Consider the following 17,417-nt stretch of genomic DNA (forward strand, 5'->3'; position numbering starts at 1 on the left):
CCGTATGGGAAAAGGACGGCGGAGGGCGGCGGCCCGAGCCGTCGCCCTCCGCCGTGCGGGAGCCGTCAGCCGGTGCTCGTGGGCCGGGTGAGGTCGTAGAAGGTGGCCGAGCCGACCGTCACCTTCTCGAAGTGGGTCTCCACCCAGGAGGCGATCCGCGCGGAGCCGCCGGAGCCGCCGCCCATGCCACCGCCCATGCCGCCGCCGATGAAGTAGTGGATCCGGCCGTCCGCCACGTACTCCTTGAACTGGGCCGGCGTCGGCGAGGGGTCGGTTCCGTTGAAGCCTCCGATCGCCATCACCGGATCGCCCGTGGCCAGTTGGTAGCTCGCGGCGTTCTGCGAGCCGATGGCCGCCGCGGCCCAGGTGTACCGGTCGGCGTCGGTCTCCAGCAGTTTCCGGGCCTCGGACCCGACCTGGGCGCCGTTGAGCAGGCCGCCCGTGCCGCCGCCGGCGCCGCGGCCCGTCCGGCCGCCCTCGCCCGCGGTGCCACCGTCCGGCAGGGCGCCGTCCGGCATGCCGTCGCCCGGCCGGGCCTGCCCCGGCCCGTTGCCGTTGCCTTGCCCCTGACTCTGGCCTTGTCCCTGGCCCTGACTCTGGCCTTGTCCCTGGCCCTGACTCTGGCCTTGTCCCTGGCCCTGGCCTTGTCCCTGGCCCTGGGCGGGCGGGATGCCCCCGCCGGGGAAGCCGCCGCCGGGGCCGCCACCACGGCCGCCGCCGCGCATGCTCGCGCCCGCCGGGCCGGCCGTCACGATGGAGCCGCTGTGGCCCTCCTGAACCGTGCTGACGGAATACGCCGCCGGCCCGGCCAGCGCGGTCGCCAGCCCCAGCCCCGCCACGGCGAGCGCCGCCCGGCGCCCCAGCCGCCCCGCGAAGACCAGGCCCAGGGCGGCGGCCAGGCCGCCGACCAGAACCAGCCACCTCAGCCAGGGCAGATAGTCGGGCGTCCGGAGGAGCAGGACGTATCCCCAGGCCGCGGTCGCGGTGAGGGCGGCGGCGAGGGTGAGCGACGCCCCCGCCGAGCCGCGCCGCTCCCACAGGGCCGCCGCGCCCATGCCGACGACGGCCGCCAGATAAGGGGCGAGGGCCACCGTGTAGTACTGGTGGAAGATGCCCGCCATGTAACTGAAGACGGCCATGGTCGTCAGCAGCGAACCGCCCCAGACCAGGAAGGCGCCGCGCGCCGGATCGGTCCGGGCGAGCCTCCTGGTGAGGACCAGGCCCGCGACGAGCAGGATCAGCGCCGCCGGCAGCAGCCAGCTGATCTGGCCGCCGACCTCGGAGTTGAACATCCGGTCCCAGCCGGTCTCGCCCCACTGGCCGCCGCCCGCGCCGCCCCCGCCGCCGACGCTGCCGGTCTCCTCGCCGTTCAAACGGCCCAGACCGTTGTAGCCGAAGGTCAGCTCCAGGAAGCTGTTGTGCTGCGAGCCGCCGATGTACGGGCGGGAGGAGGAGGGCCACAGCTCGACGACCGCGACCCACCAGCCGCCGGAGACGACCAGCGCGGCCGTCGCCAGCGCCAGCTGGACCAGCCGCCTGCGCGGCCGCACCGGGGCGCACACCCCGTAGACCAGGGCGAGGGCCGGCAGGATCAGGAACGCCTGGAGGGTCTTGGCGAGGAACGCGAAGCCGATCGCGGCACCGGCCCACACCAGCCACCGGGTACGGCCGTCCTCCAGGGCCCGTACGACGAGGTAGCAGGCGACGGACATCAGCAGTGCCAGCAGCGCGTCCGGGTTGTTGAACCGGAACATCAGCGCCGCCACCGGCGTCAGCGCCAGCACCCCGCCCGCGAGCAGCCCCGCGCCGGGGCCGGAGCGGCGCCGGACGGCGGCGTACACCACCGCGACCGTGCCGACGCCCATGAGCACCTGGGGAACGAGGAGGGCCCACGCGTTCAGCCCGAACACCCGTACCGACAGCGCCATCGGCCACAGCGCCGCCGGGGGCTTGTCGACGGTGATGGCGTTGGCCGCGTCCAGCGAGCCGAAGAAGAACGCCTTCCAGGACCGGCTGCCGGCCTGTACGGCCGCCGAGTAGAAGGAGTTGGCGTATCCGGACGCGCTCAGTCCGTACAGGTACAGCAGGCCGGTCGCCAGCAGCAGGCCGAGGAAGGCCGGGCGCACCCAGCGGGGGTCCTCGGGGCGTCCGCGCCACAGCCGCCGGGGCAGGGACATCCCCGCGGCCGGGGGCGGGGCCGGGGAGACGGCGGGGGCGTGCCCCGGGAGGATCGCCGGGGTGTCGGGTGTGGTCATCGGGCATCCCTGGGGTCGGTGGGAAGACGGTGTGGCTCGTACGGAGCCGGCGGCGCGTCCGGGAACACCCACGCCCGGAAGAGCAGGAAGCGCAGCACGGTGGCCGCGAGGTTGGCGGCGATGAGCACCGCCAGTTCGGTGGAGTGCGCGGGGTCGGCCGACGCGGCGTTCAGCGCGGCGAGCGAACCGCTGGTCAGGACCAGGCCGATGGCGAAGACCACCAGCCCCTGCGCCTGGTGCCGTACGGCACCGCCCCGGCCGCGCACCCCGAAGGTGAGCCGCCGGTTGGCGGCGGTGTTGGCGACCGCGGAGACCAGCAGGGCCAGCGCGTTGGCGGCCTGCGAGCCGGTGACGGCCCGGAAGCCGCTGTAGAGCAGCAGGTAGAAGAGGGTGGACAGGACGCCGACCACGCAGAACCCGACGAGCTGCCGGGCCAGGCCGCGCGGTACGTCCCCGAGGGCGCGGTCGCGCGGGTCGTCGCCGAAGGGCCGGGCGAGCCGGTCCAGCGGCAGCGCCCCGGTGGCCAGGGCCTTGCCGACCCGCCAGACCCCCTTGAGGTCCTCGGTGGCCGTCTTCACGATGTGCACGGTCGAGTGGGGGTCGTCGACCCAGTCGACCGGCACCTCGTGGATCCTGAGCCCGGCCCGCTCGGCGAGCACCAGCATCTCCGTGTCGAAGAACCAGCCGGTGTCCTCCACCAGCGGCAGCAGCACCCGCGCCACGTCCCGGCGTATCGCCTTGAAGCCGCACTGGGCGTCGGAGAAGCGGGCCTGGAGGGAGCCGCGCAGGATGAGGTTGTAGGTGCGGGAGACGAACTCCCGCTTGGCGCCGCGCACCACCCGGGAGCCGCGGGACAGCCGGGAGCCGATCGCGAGGTCGGAGTGGCCGGAGATCAGCGGGGCGACCAGCGGCAGCAGGGCGTTGAGGTCGGTGGACAGGTCCACGTCCATGTAGGCGAGGACCGGGGCGTCCGAGGCCGACCAGACGGCGCGCAGCGCCCGGCCGCGGCCCTTCTGGTCCAGCCGCACCGACCGCACCTGCGCGATCCGCTCCGCCAGCAGCGCCGCCACCCGCGGTGTGGTGTCCGTGGAGGCGTTGTCGGCGATGGTGATGCGGAACCCGTACGGGAAGGTGCGCACGAGGTGCTCGTGCAGCCGGCGGACGCACGGCCCGAGGTCCTTCTCCTCGTTGTAGACGGGGATGACTACGTCCAGGACGGGCGTACCGGCTGCGGCGGCCGGGAGGTGCTCCCGCGCCGGCAGGGTGCCGGGAGAAGAGTCGGTTCGCATGGGACCGACTCTTCTCAACCGCCCTGTCCCACCCGTGTGGTGAGGCTGTGGTGCGCCTGTGAGCCGCCGGTCCGCGCTCCCGGGCAGGCGCGGGCGAGGGGTGCGGCAGGTGCGGCAGCGGTGACCCTTATGGCGTGTGGGACAGGGGCGAAAGCTGCGACACCTGCGGCGCGTGCGACAACGGCTGCGACGCGGGCGTCAGCTGCGGCAGGTGCACGGTGAACACCGTCCGGCCGGGCACGCTGTCCACGGTCACGGCACCGCCGTGCGCGGTCGTCACCGCCCGCACGATGGCCAGGCCCAGGCCGGTCGAGCCGGTGGCGCGGCTGCGCGCCGAGTCGCCCCGCGCGAACCGCTCGAAGACGTGCGGGAGCAGCTCGGGCGCGATGCCCGGTCCGTCGTCCTCGACGTCCACGCGCAGCCACCCGCCCCGGTGCCGCACGCGGGCGGTGACGGTCGTCCCCGGCGGGGTGTGGGTGCGGGCGTTGGCGAGCAGGTTGACCAGGACCTGCTGGAGCCGGGCCGGGTCCGCGGCGGCGAGCGCCGGTTCGTCGGGCAGGTCCAGCCGCCAGGTGTGGTCCGGTCCGGCCGCGCGGGCGTCGCTGACGGTGTCCACGACGAGCGGTACGAGGTCGGTCCGCTCGAACCGCAGGGGCCGCCCGGCGTCCAGGCGGGCCAGCAGCAGCAGGTCCTCGACGAGGAGGGTCATCCGCGCGGCCTCGGACTCGATCCGGCCGAGGGCGTGCCGGGTGTCGGGGCCGACCGGTTCCCCGCCGCGCCGGGTCAGCTCGGCGTAGCCGCGGATGGAGGCCAGCGGGGTGCGCAGCTCGTGGCCGGCGTCCGCGACGAACTGCCGTACCCGTGTCTCGCTCCGCTGACGGGCGTGCAGGGCGCCGTGCACGTGGTCCAGCATCCGGTTGAGCGCGGCACCGACCCGGCCGACCTCGGTGTGCGGGTCGCACTCGGACTCGGGGACCCGCTCGTCGAGGTTCACCTCGCCCGCGTGCAGGGGGAGTTCGGCGACGCGGGTGGCGGTGTCGGCGACGCGGCGCAGCGGGCGGGTGGCGAGGCCGACGATGACGGTCCCGGCGAGGGAGGCGGCGACCAGGCCGGCGACGGTGACGCTGACCTCGATGAGGACGAGCGTGCGGAGGGTGCCGTCGACCTGGGCCGTCGGGACGGCCACGTAGAACGCGCCGTTGACGCCCCGCGCGTACCGGGCGAGGTAGCCGCCCCGTCCCGGCAGGTCCACGGTGTGCGGCCGCTCGTCCCGGGCGACGGCCGCCAGCGCCTCGGTCTGCGCCTCGGTGAGCGCCTCGGCGCCGAACTGGTAGTCCGTCGATGTCCCGACTTCCGCCTCGGTGACGGCGCCGCCCTCGACCCGGGCCGCGACGGTGCCGCCGGGCTGCGGGCCCTTGGTGACGAATTCGGCCAGGTCGATCCGCTTGCCCTGCTGACCGGGCGGTGTCGTGCCGCCCTCGATGCCGCCGGGCGGCCCGAACCTCCCGGACGCCCGCGCCGCGATCTCCCCCAGCTGCCCGCCGAGCTGTTCGTACAGATGGGACCGCAGCGCCAGCGTGGTCACGGTGCCGATCACCGCGCAGACCACGGCGATCAGCATCACGGCCGCGACGACCAGCCGGGTCCGCAGGGTGCGCGGCGTCCCCGCCCGCCACCGCGGCCCGGGCCGCCGCCGGTCCGTCATGACACCGCGGGCTTGATCAGGTAGCCGGCGCCGCGCCGGGTGTGGATCATCGGCTCCCGCCCGGCGTCGATCTTCCGCCGCAGGTAGGAGATGTACAGCTCGACGACGTTGGCCTGCCCGCCGAAGTCGTAGGACCAGACCCGGTCCAGGATCTGCGCCTTGCTGAGCACCCGGCGGGGGTTGCGCATCAGGAAGCGCAGCAGTTCGAACTCGGTGGCGGTGAGGTGGATGCTGTCCCCGCCCCGGGTGACCTCGTGGCTGTCCTCGTCGAGGGTGAGGTCGCCGACCACCAGCACCGAGTCGGCACGGCGGTCGGCGGCACCGGAGCGGCGGATGAGCCCGCGCAGCCGGGCGACGACCTCCTCCAGGCTGAACGGCTTGGTGACGTAGTCGTCCCCGCCGGCCGTCAGCCCGGCGATACGGTCCTCGACGGCGTCCTTGGCGGTCAGGAACAGCACCGGCACGTCCGGCAGCTCGCGGCGCAGCCGCCCGAGGACGGAGAGCCCGTCCATGTCGGGCAGCATCATGTCCAGCACGACCGCGTCGGGCCGGAACTGGCGCGCCGTCCGGACCGCGCCGTGCCCGTCCCCGGCCGTGCGGATCTGCCAGCCCTCGTAGCGCAGGGCCATGGACAGCAGCTCGGTGATCGACAGCTCGTCGTCCACCACCAGCACCCGGACGGGGCTCCCGTCCGGCCTCAGCAGTTCGGTGCGCCCCTGGGGCGAGGTCGTGGTCATGCCGTACACGCTGGCGGGGCGCTCTGAGAGGGCCCTTTCGGCACCCTGTGATTTCTCTGAGAAAGCCCAGGGTCCGTTCAGGGGGCCGCCGGGCAGCCCTCCGGCGTGCCGGTCGCGCCCCGCCGTCCCGGCACCGGTTCCGCCTCAGCCCCCTGCCCCGGCCGCTGTCCGCGCTCGTACTGGTGGCTGTGCTCGACCTTGGCGATGTGCAGGGTGTACCGCTCGTACCACTGCCGCCTCCCGCGGTCCTTGGCCGCCCGGTGCTCCGTGTCGCCGCGCCACTCGTCGAGTCCGGCGAGGTCCCGGAAGTAGGCCACGGTGACGCCGAACCCGTCCGCGGTGCGGGCGGAGTCCTCCCCGAGGAATCCGGGTATCTCCCGCACCAGCTCTCCCATGCGGCGGGCGGTCTCGTCGTACCCGTCGCCGTCCGGGGTGCGTACGGAGGTGAAGACGACGGCGTAGTAAGGGGGTTCGTGGGCGGCGACGGGCGCCGCGCGGTGCTCGCTCATGCCCCCACGATCGGCTGCGGCGGCACCCCGGACCCGCCTTCTTGCCGAAAGGGATCCCGGAGGGATCCGACTCTTTACCGTCCGCCGCCCCGCAGCCCGCAGTCCGCTTCCGGGCCCCCCGGGTGGTCAGAAGAGCCCGTCCTGGACCCCCGGTTCCGCCCGGAACTCCCGTACGGGAACCGCGGCCCCCTCCCCTTCCGCGGGCACCAGAGGCCAGCCGGCGAGCAGCCGCGTGTCGAGGACGACGACCCCGCGCCGTGTGGCCAGGTGCAGATCGGGCCCGGCCGCCGCCACCAGCTCTCCGCCGACCGTGCCGCCCGGCACCAGCTCGGTCACCTCACCGAACGCGTCCGGCACACCCGCCAGCCCGAAGACGCCCACATGGTCGACGGGACGGAACGGCTCCGGAGTGAGCGACTCCGGCCAGCCGCCGAGCGCCACGGCCCGCGCGTGCAGCCCGGCCAGCTCGGCCGCGCGCTCCGCCGCCGTCCCCGGCAGCGCGGACCGCACCGCCCGCTTCTCCTGGTACGGAATCCGGTCCGGCACCCGGAGCGCGGCCCGCAGCAGGGCCTCGGCGCGCCGCGCGGCCATCAGGGGCCCGTGTCCCAGCCAGCTGAAGCAGATCGCGCCCTGTTCCAGCAGCCGGGCGGAGCCTCGCTCCAGGGCGGTGATCCCGACCTTCGCCCTACCGGGCCCGAACCACGCCAGGTATACGTGATACGGCCGCGGATCGTCCGCGAGCGTGTCGGCGGCCACCGAGTGCGCCCGGTCCAGCCGCGCGCACTCCTCGCACCGCGCTCCCGTACTCCGCCCCGCCACGGCCGCCCGCAGCGGACACCCGTGCCCCCGCGCTCCCGCACACGTCCGCACGCCCCCCTCCGCGACCCCGAAGGCCACCCGTTTTCCCCAGGTCAGCGCGGTGCGCCGCCCGCCGACCCACGCCAGCTCGGGACCGCGCGACGACCACCGCAGCCCCGAGCACTTCCATGCCCGTGCCATCGCCTTCGAGAGTAGGCGCCGCCACTGACAACGGCCGGCCAGCGCGAACCCGGCACCCGCCCGCGCGTCAGCTCCCGGAGTCGACGGCCGCGGCGGGCTTCGCCTGTCCCGCGGGGGCGGCGCTCCCGGCCTGCGCCGGGACGGCCCCGGTGGTACGCGCGCCGCCCGGGGCCGTCGCCTCGGCCGTCGCCCGCCCGCCGCCGCGCCCCGCCAGCCGGCAGCCGAGGCACCCGGCATGTCCGCCCCGCGCGCCGAGGTCCCGTACCCGCCAGGACCACTCCTCCTTCGGCCGCCGCCCCGGCCCCTTGCCCCAGCCGGCGAGGTGCAGGACCCAGGTGACGAGGAGGGCCACCACGGCGATCCCGAGTCCGGCCGCGACCAGCACCGCCGATGCCCGGCACACACCGAGCCCCGTCACCGCGGCACCGGCACCGCCGATCCCGCAACCGGTCCACCCCGCCACGGTGTGTCCGTGGTCATACGGATGTACGCTCACGTGCCTCCCCCTCACCCAGGGCGGCATAGCCGCTCCCGGCCCGGCCGAGCAGGCCGCCCGGCACTGCGTCGTTTCCCCAACTGACGCCTACGGTAGGCCACTTGCCGCCACCACGATCCTCCAGCCCCCGGACCGCACACCACCGCCCCCGACCGGCGACAACACGGCACGCTCCGGGCGGCGGCCCCCGGAACCGATCACGCCCCCCTGGACCGGAAACGCCCACCGGCCCACGCCTCCGGCATGGAACGGCACACTCACCGACCCGCGGCGCCGGCACAGCACGGCGCGCCCACCGGCTGCCCCAGACCCCCGCACGGGATGGTGCGCTCACCGACGCGCGAAGCCCGCGGGCACCACCCCCACGCGTCCGACGGATCGGTACGGACCGGCATCACGAGGGCGCCGGCTCCAGGACGACCTCCATCCGCCGCCGCGCCCCCGGCCGACACGGCCATTCACCGCCCGGCAGAGCACGGCCCGGCACATCCATCGCCCGGCACATCCATCGGACATGGCCGCCAGCGGAAACACCAGAGGCCCCGGATCACTCCGGGGCCTCTGCTCTGTGTGCACTCGGCAGGATTCGAACCTGCAACCTTCTGATCCGTAGGATCGGGCAGAGCGTTGGGCGGATGCTCCGCCCTCCTCCCGACTGATCGCTGACGGCCGTGATCAACGGTCACTGTGAGCCGTCGTTGCCGTCAGGGTTGCCGTCAGCTCTGAACAGTGGCGCAGCCTCCCAGCACCTGACGGACTGTAAAAACAGCCAGCCTGAGAGGTACAACTTTCGGCACAGACTGCAAGGCGGCAGCTTCGCTAACCGGGCGCGGAACGGCGCCCGGTCGCGCGCGCCCCCGTCTCCACCCCACTTGCGTCCGGTCAGTCAGCGCCCGTGCCGCGCCAAGGCGCTAATAGCGCGGAAACCGCAGCCCCGGCACATCTATGCTCGCATACTCATCACCAGGACACTAATCTCCGGCTGGAGTTCATGACGAGGTATCGAACTGCTCCGATTGCGGCCTCGGCTCCGTCCCTCTACGGTCGATTAGGCAGTTACTCCGTCCCTGCGGGTCAGTCGACACGACCGACGCCGACTGACCCGCATAGGACACGAAAGGAGTCAGAGCATGAAACTCCACGTAGCCTCGGCCGTCGCGGCCGCAGTGCTGACCGCAGGCATCGCGGTGGCTCCCGCAACACACGCCGAAACCACCGCTCCACTGCCACAGGGGTGCCGCGAAGGGTACTTCTGCATGTATCCGCAAACGCTTTACAGGGGGCAGGTCAAACTGTTCCCGCCGAAGGATATACCGGTCACCGGATTTGGCGCTTCCGCGTACAACGCCACCACCAAGTGCGCGAACCTTTACAAGCAGCCCTACTACGAGAAGGACGGCTTCCACACGGTTGCCGCTCACCAGGGCTGGGACGTCGTACCATACCGCACCGGCTCCCTCAAGTTCTTCGAGTGCCCCAAGTGAGAAGGCTCCTGGCCAGTGAGCCTCCTCCATCCTGTGCTGGTCGGACGAATGGGCTGGCCGGTGGGATGGTGACGTGAGGCAGAGCCTCTCGCCGTCGGCGTAGTGAACTCACTCACCACACCGACGACCGGGGGGCTCTGTCGAGTGATTACTCTGGCCAGCCGAGGATTTGGTAATGCACGAATGAGTGACCGCCGGACCCGGCACTGCTGTTTTGATCAATTTCGGCAGGACGCCCTGCAATAGGGTGATTTCAGGGCGGGAACGCCAAAGAAAGGCCGGATTGTTTCTACACATAAGAGCTCATAACACGATCTTGTTAGGCGTCCCCGGCTGGTCGTGACCGGTGTGACGACGGCCGAAAGGGGTTGCCGACCCCTGTACAGCCCTAGGGGCCCGTCCGACCCAAAGCAGGTGTCGCAGGTGCGGTCAGCCGAGATAGGGCCGATCGCGGTGTTCCAGGAAGTGACAGATCCGGAGCCGCTGCGTGTGGTGCATCGGCAGCTGATCGATCTCCTCCGGCTGGACGAACCGCAGCTCCGTGGACTCGTCCGAAATCGCCAGCCGGCCCCCGACCACACGGGCGGTGAAGCAGACGTTGAACTGCCTGCGCACCTCACCGTCCGAGTAGGCGATGATGTGGCGTGGGTCGGTGTACGTGCCCACGAGCCCGGTGATCTCCACGTCCAGGCCCGTTTCCTCCTTCACCTCGCGGACGGCCGTTCCCGGAAGTGAGTCGGTCATCTCCATGCCACCGCCGGGCAATGCCCAGAGATCGTTGTCCCGTCGGCGCTGGAGGAGAATGCGTCCTTCGTCGTCGGTCACCACGGCGGACGCGGCGACCACCATGCTGTTCGGCTCCGGCGCCGCCGGGTCGTCGTAGTACTCGGTCCTGGCCATGGTCATCCTTCTTCGCTTATCGGCGTCGCGGTTTTCCACACCGCGTCGAAGCTGCTGGCGTAGGTATCGAACATGCCACCCTCCCCGCTGCGGCGCAGATGCCACACGGGAGCACCGTAGGCGTTCACGCCCCAGACGTGGGCATTGACCAGTGCCTGGTCGTCCGCGCGGTAGATCGAGTTGTAGAGCGTGGTGGCATGGGTCCGGACCTCGATGCCAGCGACCCCGGCCAGCGGGCGGTAGTGCATGAGGGCGAGTCGGCAGCGGGACTCGATTCCGTGCCCGAACTTCTCCTCTGTGCCGCGCTGTTGAACATTCGGGCTGTCCGGGTCGCCGACTGCGATACGAATCGCACACCCATCGGCGGCTCGCTCACGCAGCAGGTCGTTGAGCCGCGGGTACGCCTCGTGCAGGAAAACAGCGGCGTACACCAACACGTCGATCCGCTCGCGGGCCTGGGTCAGCATGTCCACGAAGGTCGACACGGGGATGTCTGCCCGCTGGTCGTAGAGGGCCACAAGTTCCGGGCTGACGGCGCGGGCGGGGCGTGCCTGCCGGAGCGCAGGCCATAGAGCGTGCACGTCTTCTCCTAGTGTTTCCGCTGCCAGCATGGCCGTGGCTCGACGCGGCGTACGCCCCAGATTGACCCACCGTTCGACGGACTTGGGATCGACCTCGACCTTGTCCGCGAGGGCGGCGTACGTCCATCCGCCGGCCGCCATGGCAGCACGTAGCCTCTCGTTCGGCATCCCAATCTCTCCTAATACGCAGGGACGGCACTAGGGACGTTCTACCCGACGCAGGACGTCCCAAAGTGGGGTGCGTCGGGGGTTCTGGCGTCCTGCTGGGTGGCGGGATGCTCTGCCGCATGGCGAGCAACCAGCAGACCAGACCAGGCATCGGTGAACTGGCAAAAGACACTGCCAGTGGACGGATCGGCGTCGTCATGGATGAGGTCGGCGCCAGGGTGCAGATAAGGCCCATCGGCGGCGGTGTCGAGTGGGACGCCCTGCCGAACAACCTGGTGGCGCCGTCCGCGCGGGAGGAACTGAGCGCCCGCCTTGCCATCAAGAACGGCAACAGCCGGGGTGGCCTGTGATGCGCGCCATCGGCCGGTTCGCGAGGGGTCTTGTCGTCATCGTGGTCAGTGGGTCCTGCGGCCTGGTGATCGGTATGGCCCTCGGTATCAGCCAGTAGACCGGCCGCCCCGAACGGGATGACACCTTCCTCGGCTCTCTCTTCCCCGTTCGGGGCCGGCCTTCCAAACCCCCGGCGGCCCGTGGTCCACGCCTCGGCGACCGGTGCGTACGCAAGTGCCAGAGCACAGCGACACTCAAGGAGTATTCGCATGACGGCAACGGCCAACGACCAGAAGACCGGTCGCGCGGTGGCTGGTGAGGAACTGCTCGACAGCCTCAGCCACTTCATGATGGTCCACAACGGACAGACGCGCGAGCGCGCCGAGCGGATCGCGGACCAGGCGGTGGCCTTCGTGGTGACCGCGGCGACCGCCACCGTGCCCATGGTCCCGTCGGACGACGTGGACCTCGGCCTCCACGCGCTCATCCTGCACACCAAGGAGTACGCCGAACTGTGCGATCGGTTCGCGGGCCGCTTCCTCCACCACAACCCCAAGCCGGGCGGAGGGACGCGTGATCCGAAGAAGGTCGCCGCCTCCGCACACGCGATGAAGGCGGCCGGGTTCATGGTCTTCGACGACCTCTGGACCGTGGACGGCACGAACCTCGCGCAGTGCGACGCGGACTGCGGCCGTCCGTACGGTCAGGCGTAGGGACACGACACCAGCGACGCGGCCGGCCTCGGACACGGCGTCGGCCGCGTCGCCCGGAAGGAGAACAGACGTTGTCCGGGACACCCCCCGAACTGCCGATCGTCGTGCTCGACGCACTCATGCCCACGGCTCAGCGCCTGGTCCTCGATCGCCGGGGCTCCATGGTCTGGGAGGTCGAGAGCCATCGTGGCCACTACGCCGTGAAGGTCGGATACCCCATCGAGGCCACGGCCGACTGGCCGGCCCAGCCGGTCATCCAGAGACCGGACCACCCCTCAGCCTGGACAGCATTCCGGGTGGTCCGGTCGCGGAAGCCCTGATCAGGACCCCGATGCCGATGGTACCGGGGCGGTTGGCGCGCTCGGATGCGGGCGCCGCCGCACTCCCGGCTCCTTGGTCACTGCACTGGAGAGGGGCCTTGACATGAGCCACCGAAAGTCGACCACGACGGTGGGTACGCCGAACGAGCACCCGTCACGTGTGTCTCCAGCAACCCCGTACCGGCCTCAGCCACGCTTCTTTCGTGCGTCGCGGCCCACGCCCCGATCCTGCCTGGGCGTTGGTGACACGGCCGGGCAACACGGCGCGACCTGTGATTCGCGGACCCTGCGGCTCTGAATCGGCGAGCGGTTGGGGGGAGTGATCGCGCCTGGCGCACGGTCGGCTGTGGATGAGGCGCACACCTTCGTCCGCGATCACAAGGGTTCCGACAAGGAGTCGAAGCAGCTCGCGGCCCTGGCGGCTCAGAACGCCCGCCTCCTGGAGGAACTGGTGAAGATGGGGCGCTCGGTGGGCATGATCGTCATCCCTCCCAGAAGACCACCGGGGACGCGATCCCCACCTTCATCCGCGATGTGTGCCCGGTCGGTCTGTCCTTCGCGCAGAAGACCATCGAGGCTGCCGTGGCTGCCCTCGGTGACGACATCAGGCTGTGGCCCGACGCCAACCCGACCGTGTTGCAGGAACCGGCGTACGTGGGCGTCGCGGTCATGAAGACCCAGGGGCAGAAAGGTTTCACCCGCGTGCGGACGCCGTACGTCAGCGAAGCCGATTCCGCCGGCATCGCCGCTCGGACGGCTCACCTCACCGCTGACCCGGCCGACCTGCTCGCCGCCCAACTCCCCGGCATCGACCTCATGAAGGACGACTCGTACGACGACGCCGTTCCGCCGCTTGCCGCGTGATCCGTTGGCCTGACCGCTCACCGTCAGACCCGGAAGGAGGTGAACACACATGACAGAGGACCGGATCACTCAGCGCACCGTGACCGTGGTCATGGGCATCATCGCCGCGCTCGCGTTCGTCTTCTCCTTCGGCAACGTATGGACCCTGGCCCTGCGCCTGGGCGTCCCCGCCCCCATCGCGCCCCTGATCGCCCCCATGGTCGACCTGTCCGTGGTCGGTCTCCTGGTCGCCCTGCGCTATCTCTCCCTGCGCGGCGTCCCGCCCGAGCAGATGACGGCGGCCACCCGGCTGATGCACGTCTCCGGCCTGCTGACCCTGGCCCTCAACATCGCCGAACCCATCATCGCCGGACACTACGGCCGCGCCGCCGTGGACGCCGTGGCACCCCTGCTGCTCCTCGGTTGGGGAGCGGTCGGCCCCCAGCTCCTGCGCTCCTTCCACGGGGCCGCTGTCGACGCGATCACCCCGACACCGGCCGCCGAGACCGAACCGGCCGAAGTCCCTGCTCCGACCTCCGCGGATCCGGTGCCCGCCTCGATCTCGTCCCCGGCCGTCACGCCCGAACCGGTTCCCGCCCCGGCTCCGCTCGCTCCGCCCACCGCCTCGGTCCCCATGCCCTCACCTGTGTCTGTGCCTGGGGTCAAGGTGCCTGAGCCGCTGCTCGCCGAAGCACGCTCCATCGCCGCGTCCCACCACGCCGAGCACGGCGAGCCCATCACAGCGGTCCAGCTCAAGAGGCGACTTGGCATCGGCCTGCCGATGGCCACCGCCCTCCACGCAGCCCTGTAGGGCCGCGCCCTCCCCGCCGGCATCCCGGCCATCTCCCACCCTCGCCCACCGCTGGGCCCCCCTCCGTCATGCCTGCGGGCAGCAGCCCGAGCGCACTGTTCGCTGCTGCCCGCAGGTCTCACCCTCGCGCCCGAGAGGAGTCCTCGCCACTCATGCGCCGCCCCCTCGACCTGCGGCACGTCATCAGCCCCAGCCTCCGGGACCTGATCGAGCTGGCCAACACTCACGACTTCGACCGCGTCACCGAACAGGTCCGCAACCTGCGCGGCTACACCCACCCCGTCAACCTCCACGGCTGGTCGATCACCACCGACCCCGCCAGCAAAGAAGTGGTTCGCTCCTACCGCTCCGAGGACGAACCGTCCGGACGCCTGCTGACCACCTGCGGCAACCGTCGCGCCTCCCGCTGCCCCGCCTGCTCGCGGGTGTACGCCGCCGACACGTACCACCTGATCAAGGCCGGACTCTCCGGCGGAAAGAACGTCGCCGAAACCGTCCGCGACCACCCCCGCGCCTTCGTCACCCTTACCGCCCCTTCCTTCGGCCCGGTCCACAACCGCACCAACACCGACGCAGGTCAGCCCCGCCCCTGCGCCTGCGGCACCACCCACACCGAAGAGGCACCGGAACTCGGCACCCCGCTGGACCCGACCACCTACGACTACGCGGGCGCCGTGCTCTGGAACGCCCACGCCGGGCAGCTCTGGGCACGCTTCACCACCTACCTACGCCGCGCCCTGGCCGAACACCTGGGTATGACGCAGAAGGCACTGCACGCCGCTCTCCGCGTCTCCTTCGCCAAGGTCGCCGAGTACCAGAAGCGCGGCTTGGTCCACTTCCACGCCGTGATCCGCTTCGACGGACCCGACGGCCACACCACCCCGCCCCCGCCCTGGGCCACCTTCGATGCCCTCACGGCCGCGGTGCGCATGGCCCGGGAACGTGCCCGGCTCACCGTCGAGTCCGATGCCATCGGCGAACGCGTCATCGCCTGGGGCGAACGGTTCAAAGTCGACCCCATCTCGGCCCTCGGCGACGGTGAACTCACCGACGCACGGGTTGCCGAGTACACAGACGCCAAGGTCGCCGGGTACGTCGCCAAGTACGCGACGAAGAGCGCCGAAGGGTCGGGCACTGTGGACCGCACCCTCATGTGCCGTCCGTGCCAGGGACGCGGTCACGTGCGCGGCCCCGACGGCTTCCACGACCGGTGCCCCGACTGTGACGGCACCGGGCAGGCCGAACCCATCAAGGCCCTACCCGTCCAGCAGCACGTACGGCAGATGATCCGTACCGCCTGGGCGCTCGGGCACCTTCCGGAGTTCGCCGGCCTCAAGCTCTGGAAGTGGGCGCACATGCTCGGCTTCCGCGGCCACTTCTCCAGCAAGTCCCGCGCCTACTCCACCACCCTCGGCGCCCTCCGCGACGTACGCCGTGCCTGGCGTCTCGCCCAGGCCGAAGCCGCCCGCGCCCGCGCCGACCTGCCCACCACCGACGAGACCACCCTCGTCACCACCTCGTCCTGGACCTACCTCAGCAGCGGCTACCGCCCCGGCGAAGAACTCCTCGCCGCCCAGGTCCGCCACGACATCGCCCACACCCAACGCCTCAAGCAGGAAGGACTTGTGCCCGCATGAAGACGGCCGTGCTCACCGTGGACCAGGTCGCGGAACGTCTCGGCATCAGCCGCTGGAAGGTCCACGACCTGATCCGCTCCCGCGAACTCGCCTCCTTCAAGATCGGCCGCTGCCGCCGTATCAGCGAAGCCGCCTTGGACACCTACGTATCCCTCCGCACCGAGCAGGAAGCCGCCTGATGGCCAAGCCGAAGAAGAACGCCAACAACGAGGGCACCATCTACCAGCGGAAGGACGGCCGTTGGGAAGGCAGTGCCTACGTTCTGACGACGGACGGCACCTACAAGCGGCGCAGCGTCTACGGCAAGACCTGGGACGAGGCACACGAGAAGCTGACCAAGCTCAAGGCTGACTCCCTCAACGGGTTGCCGGTCGCCACCAGCAAGATGACCACCGCCGAGTACCTGACGTACTGGCTGGTGAACGTCGCCCAGGGCAAGGTGCGCCGGACGACGTACGTCAATTACGAATCGCTCGTCCGCAACTACGTCACGCCCGAGTTCGGCAGGAAGAAGCTGGCCCGGCTCACCGGCCGCGACATCCGGGCCTTCCTGGCCAAGACGGCCGCCACCTGCCAGTGCTGTGCGCAGGGCAAGGACAAGAAGCGGCCGGAGCACAAGCGGCGCTGCTGTGCCCTGCAGCACGCCGTGCGGGAAGACGAGCTGCCGCGCAACATCGCCCGGAACGTGGAGCTGAGCATGGGAACGAAGCGCGAGATCGAACCGCTCACCGCCAAGGAAGGGCGTCAGCTCCTGGCGGCGGCCCGTGACAACCGGCTGTGGGCCGTCTACGAGCTGGCGGTCCGCGTCGGCCTGCGTCGGGGTGAGCTGCTGGGGCTGCGCTGGTCGGACGTGGATCTTCATGAAGGTGTCCTCACCGTCCGGCAGGCCCTACAGCGGGTCGGCGGCGAACTGCTGATCGTCGCGCCGAAGACTCAGCGCTCGGCCCGCCGCGTGGCTCTGCCGGCCGAATGCGTGACGGCGCTCCGTGCCCAGCGCGCGCAGCAGATAGCCGACCGGAAGGCGGCCGGTGCCAACTGGAAGGGGACAGGTCAGGGCCTCGTCTTCACCACGAAGAACGGGACGCCCATCGAGCCGCGCAACCTCAACCGGTCCTTCGAGGCGCTGTGCGCTCGCGCCGGAGTCCGTAAGGTCCGCTTCCATGACCTGCGCCACACCTGCGCGTCTCTGCTCCACGAACAGGGCGCGGATGCCCGGATGATCATGGAAGTCCTCGGCCACAGCTCCATCCGCGTGACCATGGACATTTACACCTTCGTCCGGCTTGACTCGCAGCGCTCGGCATTCGATCGCGTCGGGGATGCACTGAGGGGTGACGGCAACGATTCGGACGATGACGACGGCACGACGGGCGCGCTCGTAGCCGTCTGATCAACTCCCGAACCGCCCTCTGAGGCGGTTGCCGTCAAACACTGCCGTCAAGGCAAAAGCCAGAGGCCCTGTGGAACGCTCCACAGGGCCTCTGGTCTGCTGTGCACTCGGCAGGATTCGAACCTGCAACCTTCTGATCCGTAGCTCTAGCGAGATCGGTCGACGACGGTCATACAGGTTGCGCTTCGGCCTTCCGCGGTCGCTGCTGGGCGGGGTTGGTTGCTGCGGTTGCGGTACTTCGCTGCTGTAC

The 17,417-nt window shown here is 71.1% G+C and carries 17 protein-coding genes and 1 pseudogene; 9 read left to right on the plus strand and 9 right to left on the minus strand.

Features of this window, described 5'->3' with window-relative positions; genetic code table 11:
- Positions 1–65: 65 nt before the first annotated feature.
- From AB0L74_RS22500 to AB0L74_RS22530, 7 genes are all read right to left on the minus strand, one after another.
- Entirely contained in the window at positions 66–2,255 is a 2,190-nt protein-coding gene (locus AB0L74_RS22500) for a glycosyltransferase family 39 protein (RefSeq protein WP_365655008.1), read from the minus strand.
- On the minus strand, positions 2,252–3,544 hold the full coding sequence (locus tag AB0L74_RS22505; RefSeq protein WP_365655011.1) for a bifunctional glycosyltransferase family 2/GtrA family protein: 1,293 nt from the start codon (positions 3,542–3,544) through the stop codon (positions 2,252–2,254). The genes AB0L74_RS22500 and AB0L74_RS22505 overlap by 4 nt, the downstream gene beginning before the upstream one ends.
- Positions 3,545–3,671: 127 nt before the next feature.
- Entirely contained in the window at positions 3,672–5,249 is a 1,578-nt protein-coding gene (locus AB0L74_RS22510) for a HAMP domain-containing sensor histidine kinase (protein WP_365655014.1), read from the minus strand.
- On the minus strand, positions 5,246–5,986 hold the full coding sequence (locus AB0L74_RS22515; protein ID WP_365655017.1) for a response regulator transcription factor: 741 nt from the start codon (positions 5,984–5,986) through the stop codon (positions 5,246–5,248). Before AB0L74_RS22515 ends, AB0L74_RS22510 begins: the two co-directional genes overlap by 4 nt.
- 77 nt (positions 5,987–6,063) lie before the next feature.
- The gene (locus AB0L74_RS22520; RefSeq protein ID WP_365655020.1) at positions 6,064–6,495 is read right to left on the minus strand and encodes an antibiotic biosynthesis monooxygenase; all 432 of its coding nucleotides are present in this window, start codon (positions 6,493–6,495) and stop codon (positions 6,064–6,066) included.
- 126 nt (positions 6,496–6,621) lie between these two features.
- The gene (locus tag AB0L74_RS22525; protein WP_365655023.1) at positions 6,622–7,494 is read right to left on the minus strand and encodes a DUF2797 domain-containing protein; all 873 of its coding nucleotides are present in this window, start codon (positions 7,492–7,494) and stop codon (positions 6,622–6,624) included.
- Between the two features lie 67 nt (positions 7,495–7,561).
- Positions 7,562–7,990 (minus strand): HGxxPAAW family protein, encoded by a 429-nt coding sequence (locus tag AB0L74_RS22530; protein ID WP_365655026.1) that lies wholly within the window; start codon positions 7,988–7,990, stop codon positions 7,562–7,564.
- A 1,130-nt stretch (positions 7,991–9,120) separates the two neighbouring features.
- On the opposite strand from AB0L74_RS22530, the gene AB0L74_RS22535 reads away from it, so the two are divergent.
- Complete coding sequence (locus tag AB0L74_RS22535; RefSeq protein WP_365655029.1) at positions 9,121–9,474, plus strand: peptidase inhibitor family I36 protein; 354 nt, start codon at positions 9,121–9,123, stop codon at positions 9,472–9,474.
- Positions 9,475–9,903: 429 nt separating this feature from the next.
- On the opposite strand, the gene AB0L74_RS22540 is transcribed toward AB0L74_RS22535, so the two are convergent.
- Both AB0L74_RS22540 and AB0L74_RS22545 read right to left on the minus strand, forming a co-directional pair.
- Positions 9,904–10,374: an NUDIX domain-containing protein gene (locus AB0L74_RS22540; RefSeq protein WP_365655032.1), complete on the minus strand. Its 471-nt coding sequence runs from the start codon at positions 10,372–10,374 to the stop codon at positions 9,904–9,906.
- A 2-nt stretch (positions 10,375–10,376) separates the two neighbouring features.
- A complete protein-coding gene (locus AB0L74_RS22545; protein ID WP_365655035.1) occupies positions 10,377–11,123 on the minus strand; it encodes an XRE family transcriptional regulator in 747 nt (248 codons plus the stop codon).
- Between the two features lie 119 nt (positions 11,124–11,242).
- Here AB0L74_RS22545 and AB0L74_RS22550 point away from each other — a divergent pair, with 119 nt between their 5' ends.
- The 8 genes and pseudogenes from AB0L74_RS22550 (at position 11,243) to AB0L74_RS22585 (ending at position 17,167) form a co-directional block, all read left to right on the plus strand.
- Positions 11,243–11,473, plus strand: coding sequence for a hypothetical protein (locus AB0L74_RS22550; RefSeq protein WP_240449373.1), 231 nt, complete (start codon positions 11,243–11,245; stop codon positions 11,471–11,473).
- A gap of 249 nt (positions 11,474–11,722) precedes the next feature.
- Complete coding sequence (locus AB0L74_RS22555; RefSeq protein ID WP_365655038.1) at positions 11,723–12,166, plus strand: hypothetical protein; 444 nt, start codon at positions 11,723–11,725, stop codon at positions 12,164–12,166.
- Positions 12,127–12,417, plus strand: a pseudogene (locus AB0L74_RS22560) (protein kinase); the annotation flags it as partial. The gene AB0L74_RS22555 and the pseudogene AB0L74_RS22560, both read left to right, overlap by 40 nt.
- Before the next feature lie 603 nt (positions 12,418–13,020).
- The gene (locus AB0L74_RS22565) at positions 13,021–13,350 is read left to right on the plus strand and encodes a hypothetical protein (RefSeq protein WP_365655041.1); all 330 of its coding nucleotides are present in this window, start codon (positions 13,021–13,023) and stop codon (positions 13,348–13,350) included.
- 49 nt (positions 13,351–13,399) lie between these two features.
- Entirely contained in the window at positions 13,400–14,140 is a 741-nt protein-coding gene (locus tag AB0L74_RS22570; protein WP_365655044.1) for a DUF2637 domain-containing protein, read from the plus strand.
- Between the two features lie 152 nt (positions 14,141–14,292).
- Positions 14,293–15,777: a replication initiator gene (locus AB0L74_RS22575; protein WP_365655047.1), complete on the plus strand. Its 1,485-nt coding sequence runs from the start codon at positions 14,293–14,295 to the stop codon at positions 15,775–15,777.
- Complete coding sequence (locus AB0L74_RS22580; protein WP_365655050.1) at positions 15,774–15,956, plus strand: helix-turn-helix domain-containing protein; 183 nt, start codon at positions 15,774–15,776, stop codon at positions 15,954–15,956. Before AB0L74_RS22575 ends, AB0L74_RS22580 begins: the two co-directional genes overlap by 4 nt.
- A complete protein-coding gene (locus AB0L74_RS22585) occupies positions 15,956–17,167 on the plus strand; it encodes a site-specific integrase (RefSeq protein WP_365655053.1) in 1,212 nt (403 codons plus the stop codon). Before AB0L74_RS22580 ends, AB0L74_RS22585 begins: the two co-directional genes overlap by 1 nt.
- Positions 17,168–17,417: the final 250 nt, after the last annotated feature.

This window comes from Streptomyces sp. NPDC052020 (assembly GCF_040680575.1).
Taxonomy (GTDB): domain Bacteria; phylum Actinomycetota; class Actinomycetes; order Streptomycetales; family Streptomycetaceae; genus Streptomyces.

What these genes read in the sequence shown, in the direction of transcription:
- AB0L74_RS22500 (WP_365655008.1), bottom strand. Translation starts at nt 2,255, where the DNA reads ATGACCACACCCGACACCCCGGCGATCCTCCCGGGGCACGCCCCCGCC.
- AB0L74_RS22505 (WP_365655011.1), bottom strand. Translation starts at nt 3,544, where the DNA reads ATGCGAACCGACTCTTCTCCCGGCACCCTGCCGGCGCGGGAGCACCTC.
- AB0L74_RS22510 (WP_365655014.1), bottom strand. Translation starts at nt 5,249, where the DNA reads ATGACGGACCGGCGGCGGCCCGGGCCGCGGTGGCGGGCGGGGACGCCG.
- AB0L74_RS22515 (WP_365655017.1), bottom strand. Translation starts at nt 5,986, where the DNA reads ATGACCACGACCTCGCCCCAGGGGCGCACCGAACTGCTGAGGCCGGAC.
- AB0L74_RS22520 (WP_365655020.1), bottom strand. Translation starts at nt 6,495, where the DNA reads ATGAGCGAGCACCGCGCGGCGCCCGTCGCCGCCCACGAACCCCCTTAC.
- AB0L74_RS22525 (WP_365655023.1), bottom strand. Translation starts at nt 7,494, where the DNA reads ATGGCACGGGCATGGAAGTGCTCGGGGCTGCGGTGGTCGTCGCGCGGT.
- AB0L74_RS22535 (WP_365655029.1), top strand. Translation starts at nt 9,121, where the DNA reads ATGAAACTCCACGTAGCCTCGGCCGTCGCGGCCGCAGTGCTGACCGCA.
- AB0L74_RS22540 (WP_365655032.1), bottom strand. Translation starts at nt 10,374, where the DNA reads ATGGCCAGGACCGAGTACTACGACGACCCGGCGGCGCCGGAGCCGAAC.
- AB0L74_RS22545 (WP_365655035.1), bottom strand. Translation starts at nt 11,123, where the DNA reads ATGCCGAACGAGAGGCTACGTGCTGCCATGGCGGCCGGCGGATGGACG.
- AB0L74_RS22550 (WP_240449373.1), top strand. Translation starts at nt 11,243, where the DNA reads ATGGCGAGCAACCAGCAGACCAGACCAGGCATCGGTGAACTGGCAAAA.
- AB0L74_RS22555 (WP_365655038.1), top strand. Translation starts at nt 11,723, where the DNA reads ATGACGGCAACGGCCAACGACCAGAAGACCGGTCGCGCGGTGGCTGGT.
- AB0L74_RS22570 (WP_365655044.1), top strand. Translation starts at nt 13,400, where the DNA reads ATGACAGAGGACCGGATCACTCAGCGCACCGTGACCGTGGTCATGGGC.
- AB0L74_RS22575 (WP_365655047.1), top strand. Translation starts at nt 14,293, where the DNA reads ATGCGCCGCCCCCTCGACCTGCGGCACGTCATCAGCCCCAGCCTCCGG.
- AB0L74_RS22580 (WP_365655050.1), top strand. Translation starts at nt 15,774, where the DNA reads ATGAAGACGGCCGTGCTCACCGTGGACCAGGTCGCGGAACGTCTCGGC.
- AB0L74_RS22585 (WP_365655053.1), top strand. Translation starts at nt 15,956, where the DNA reads ATGGCCAAGCCGAAGAAGAACGCCAACAACGAGGGCACCATCTACCAG.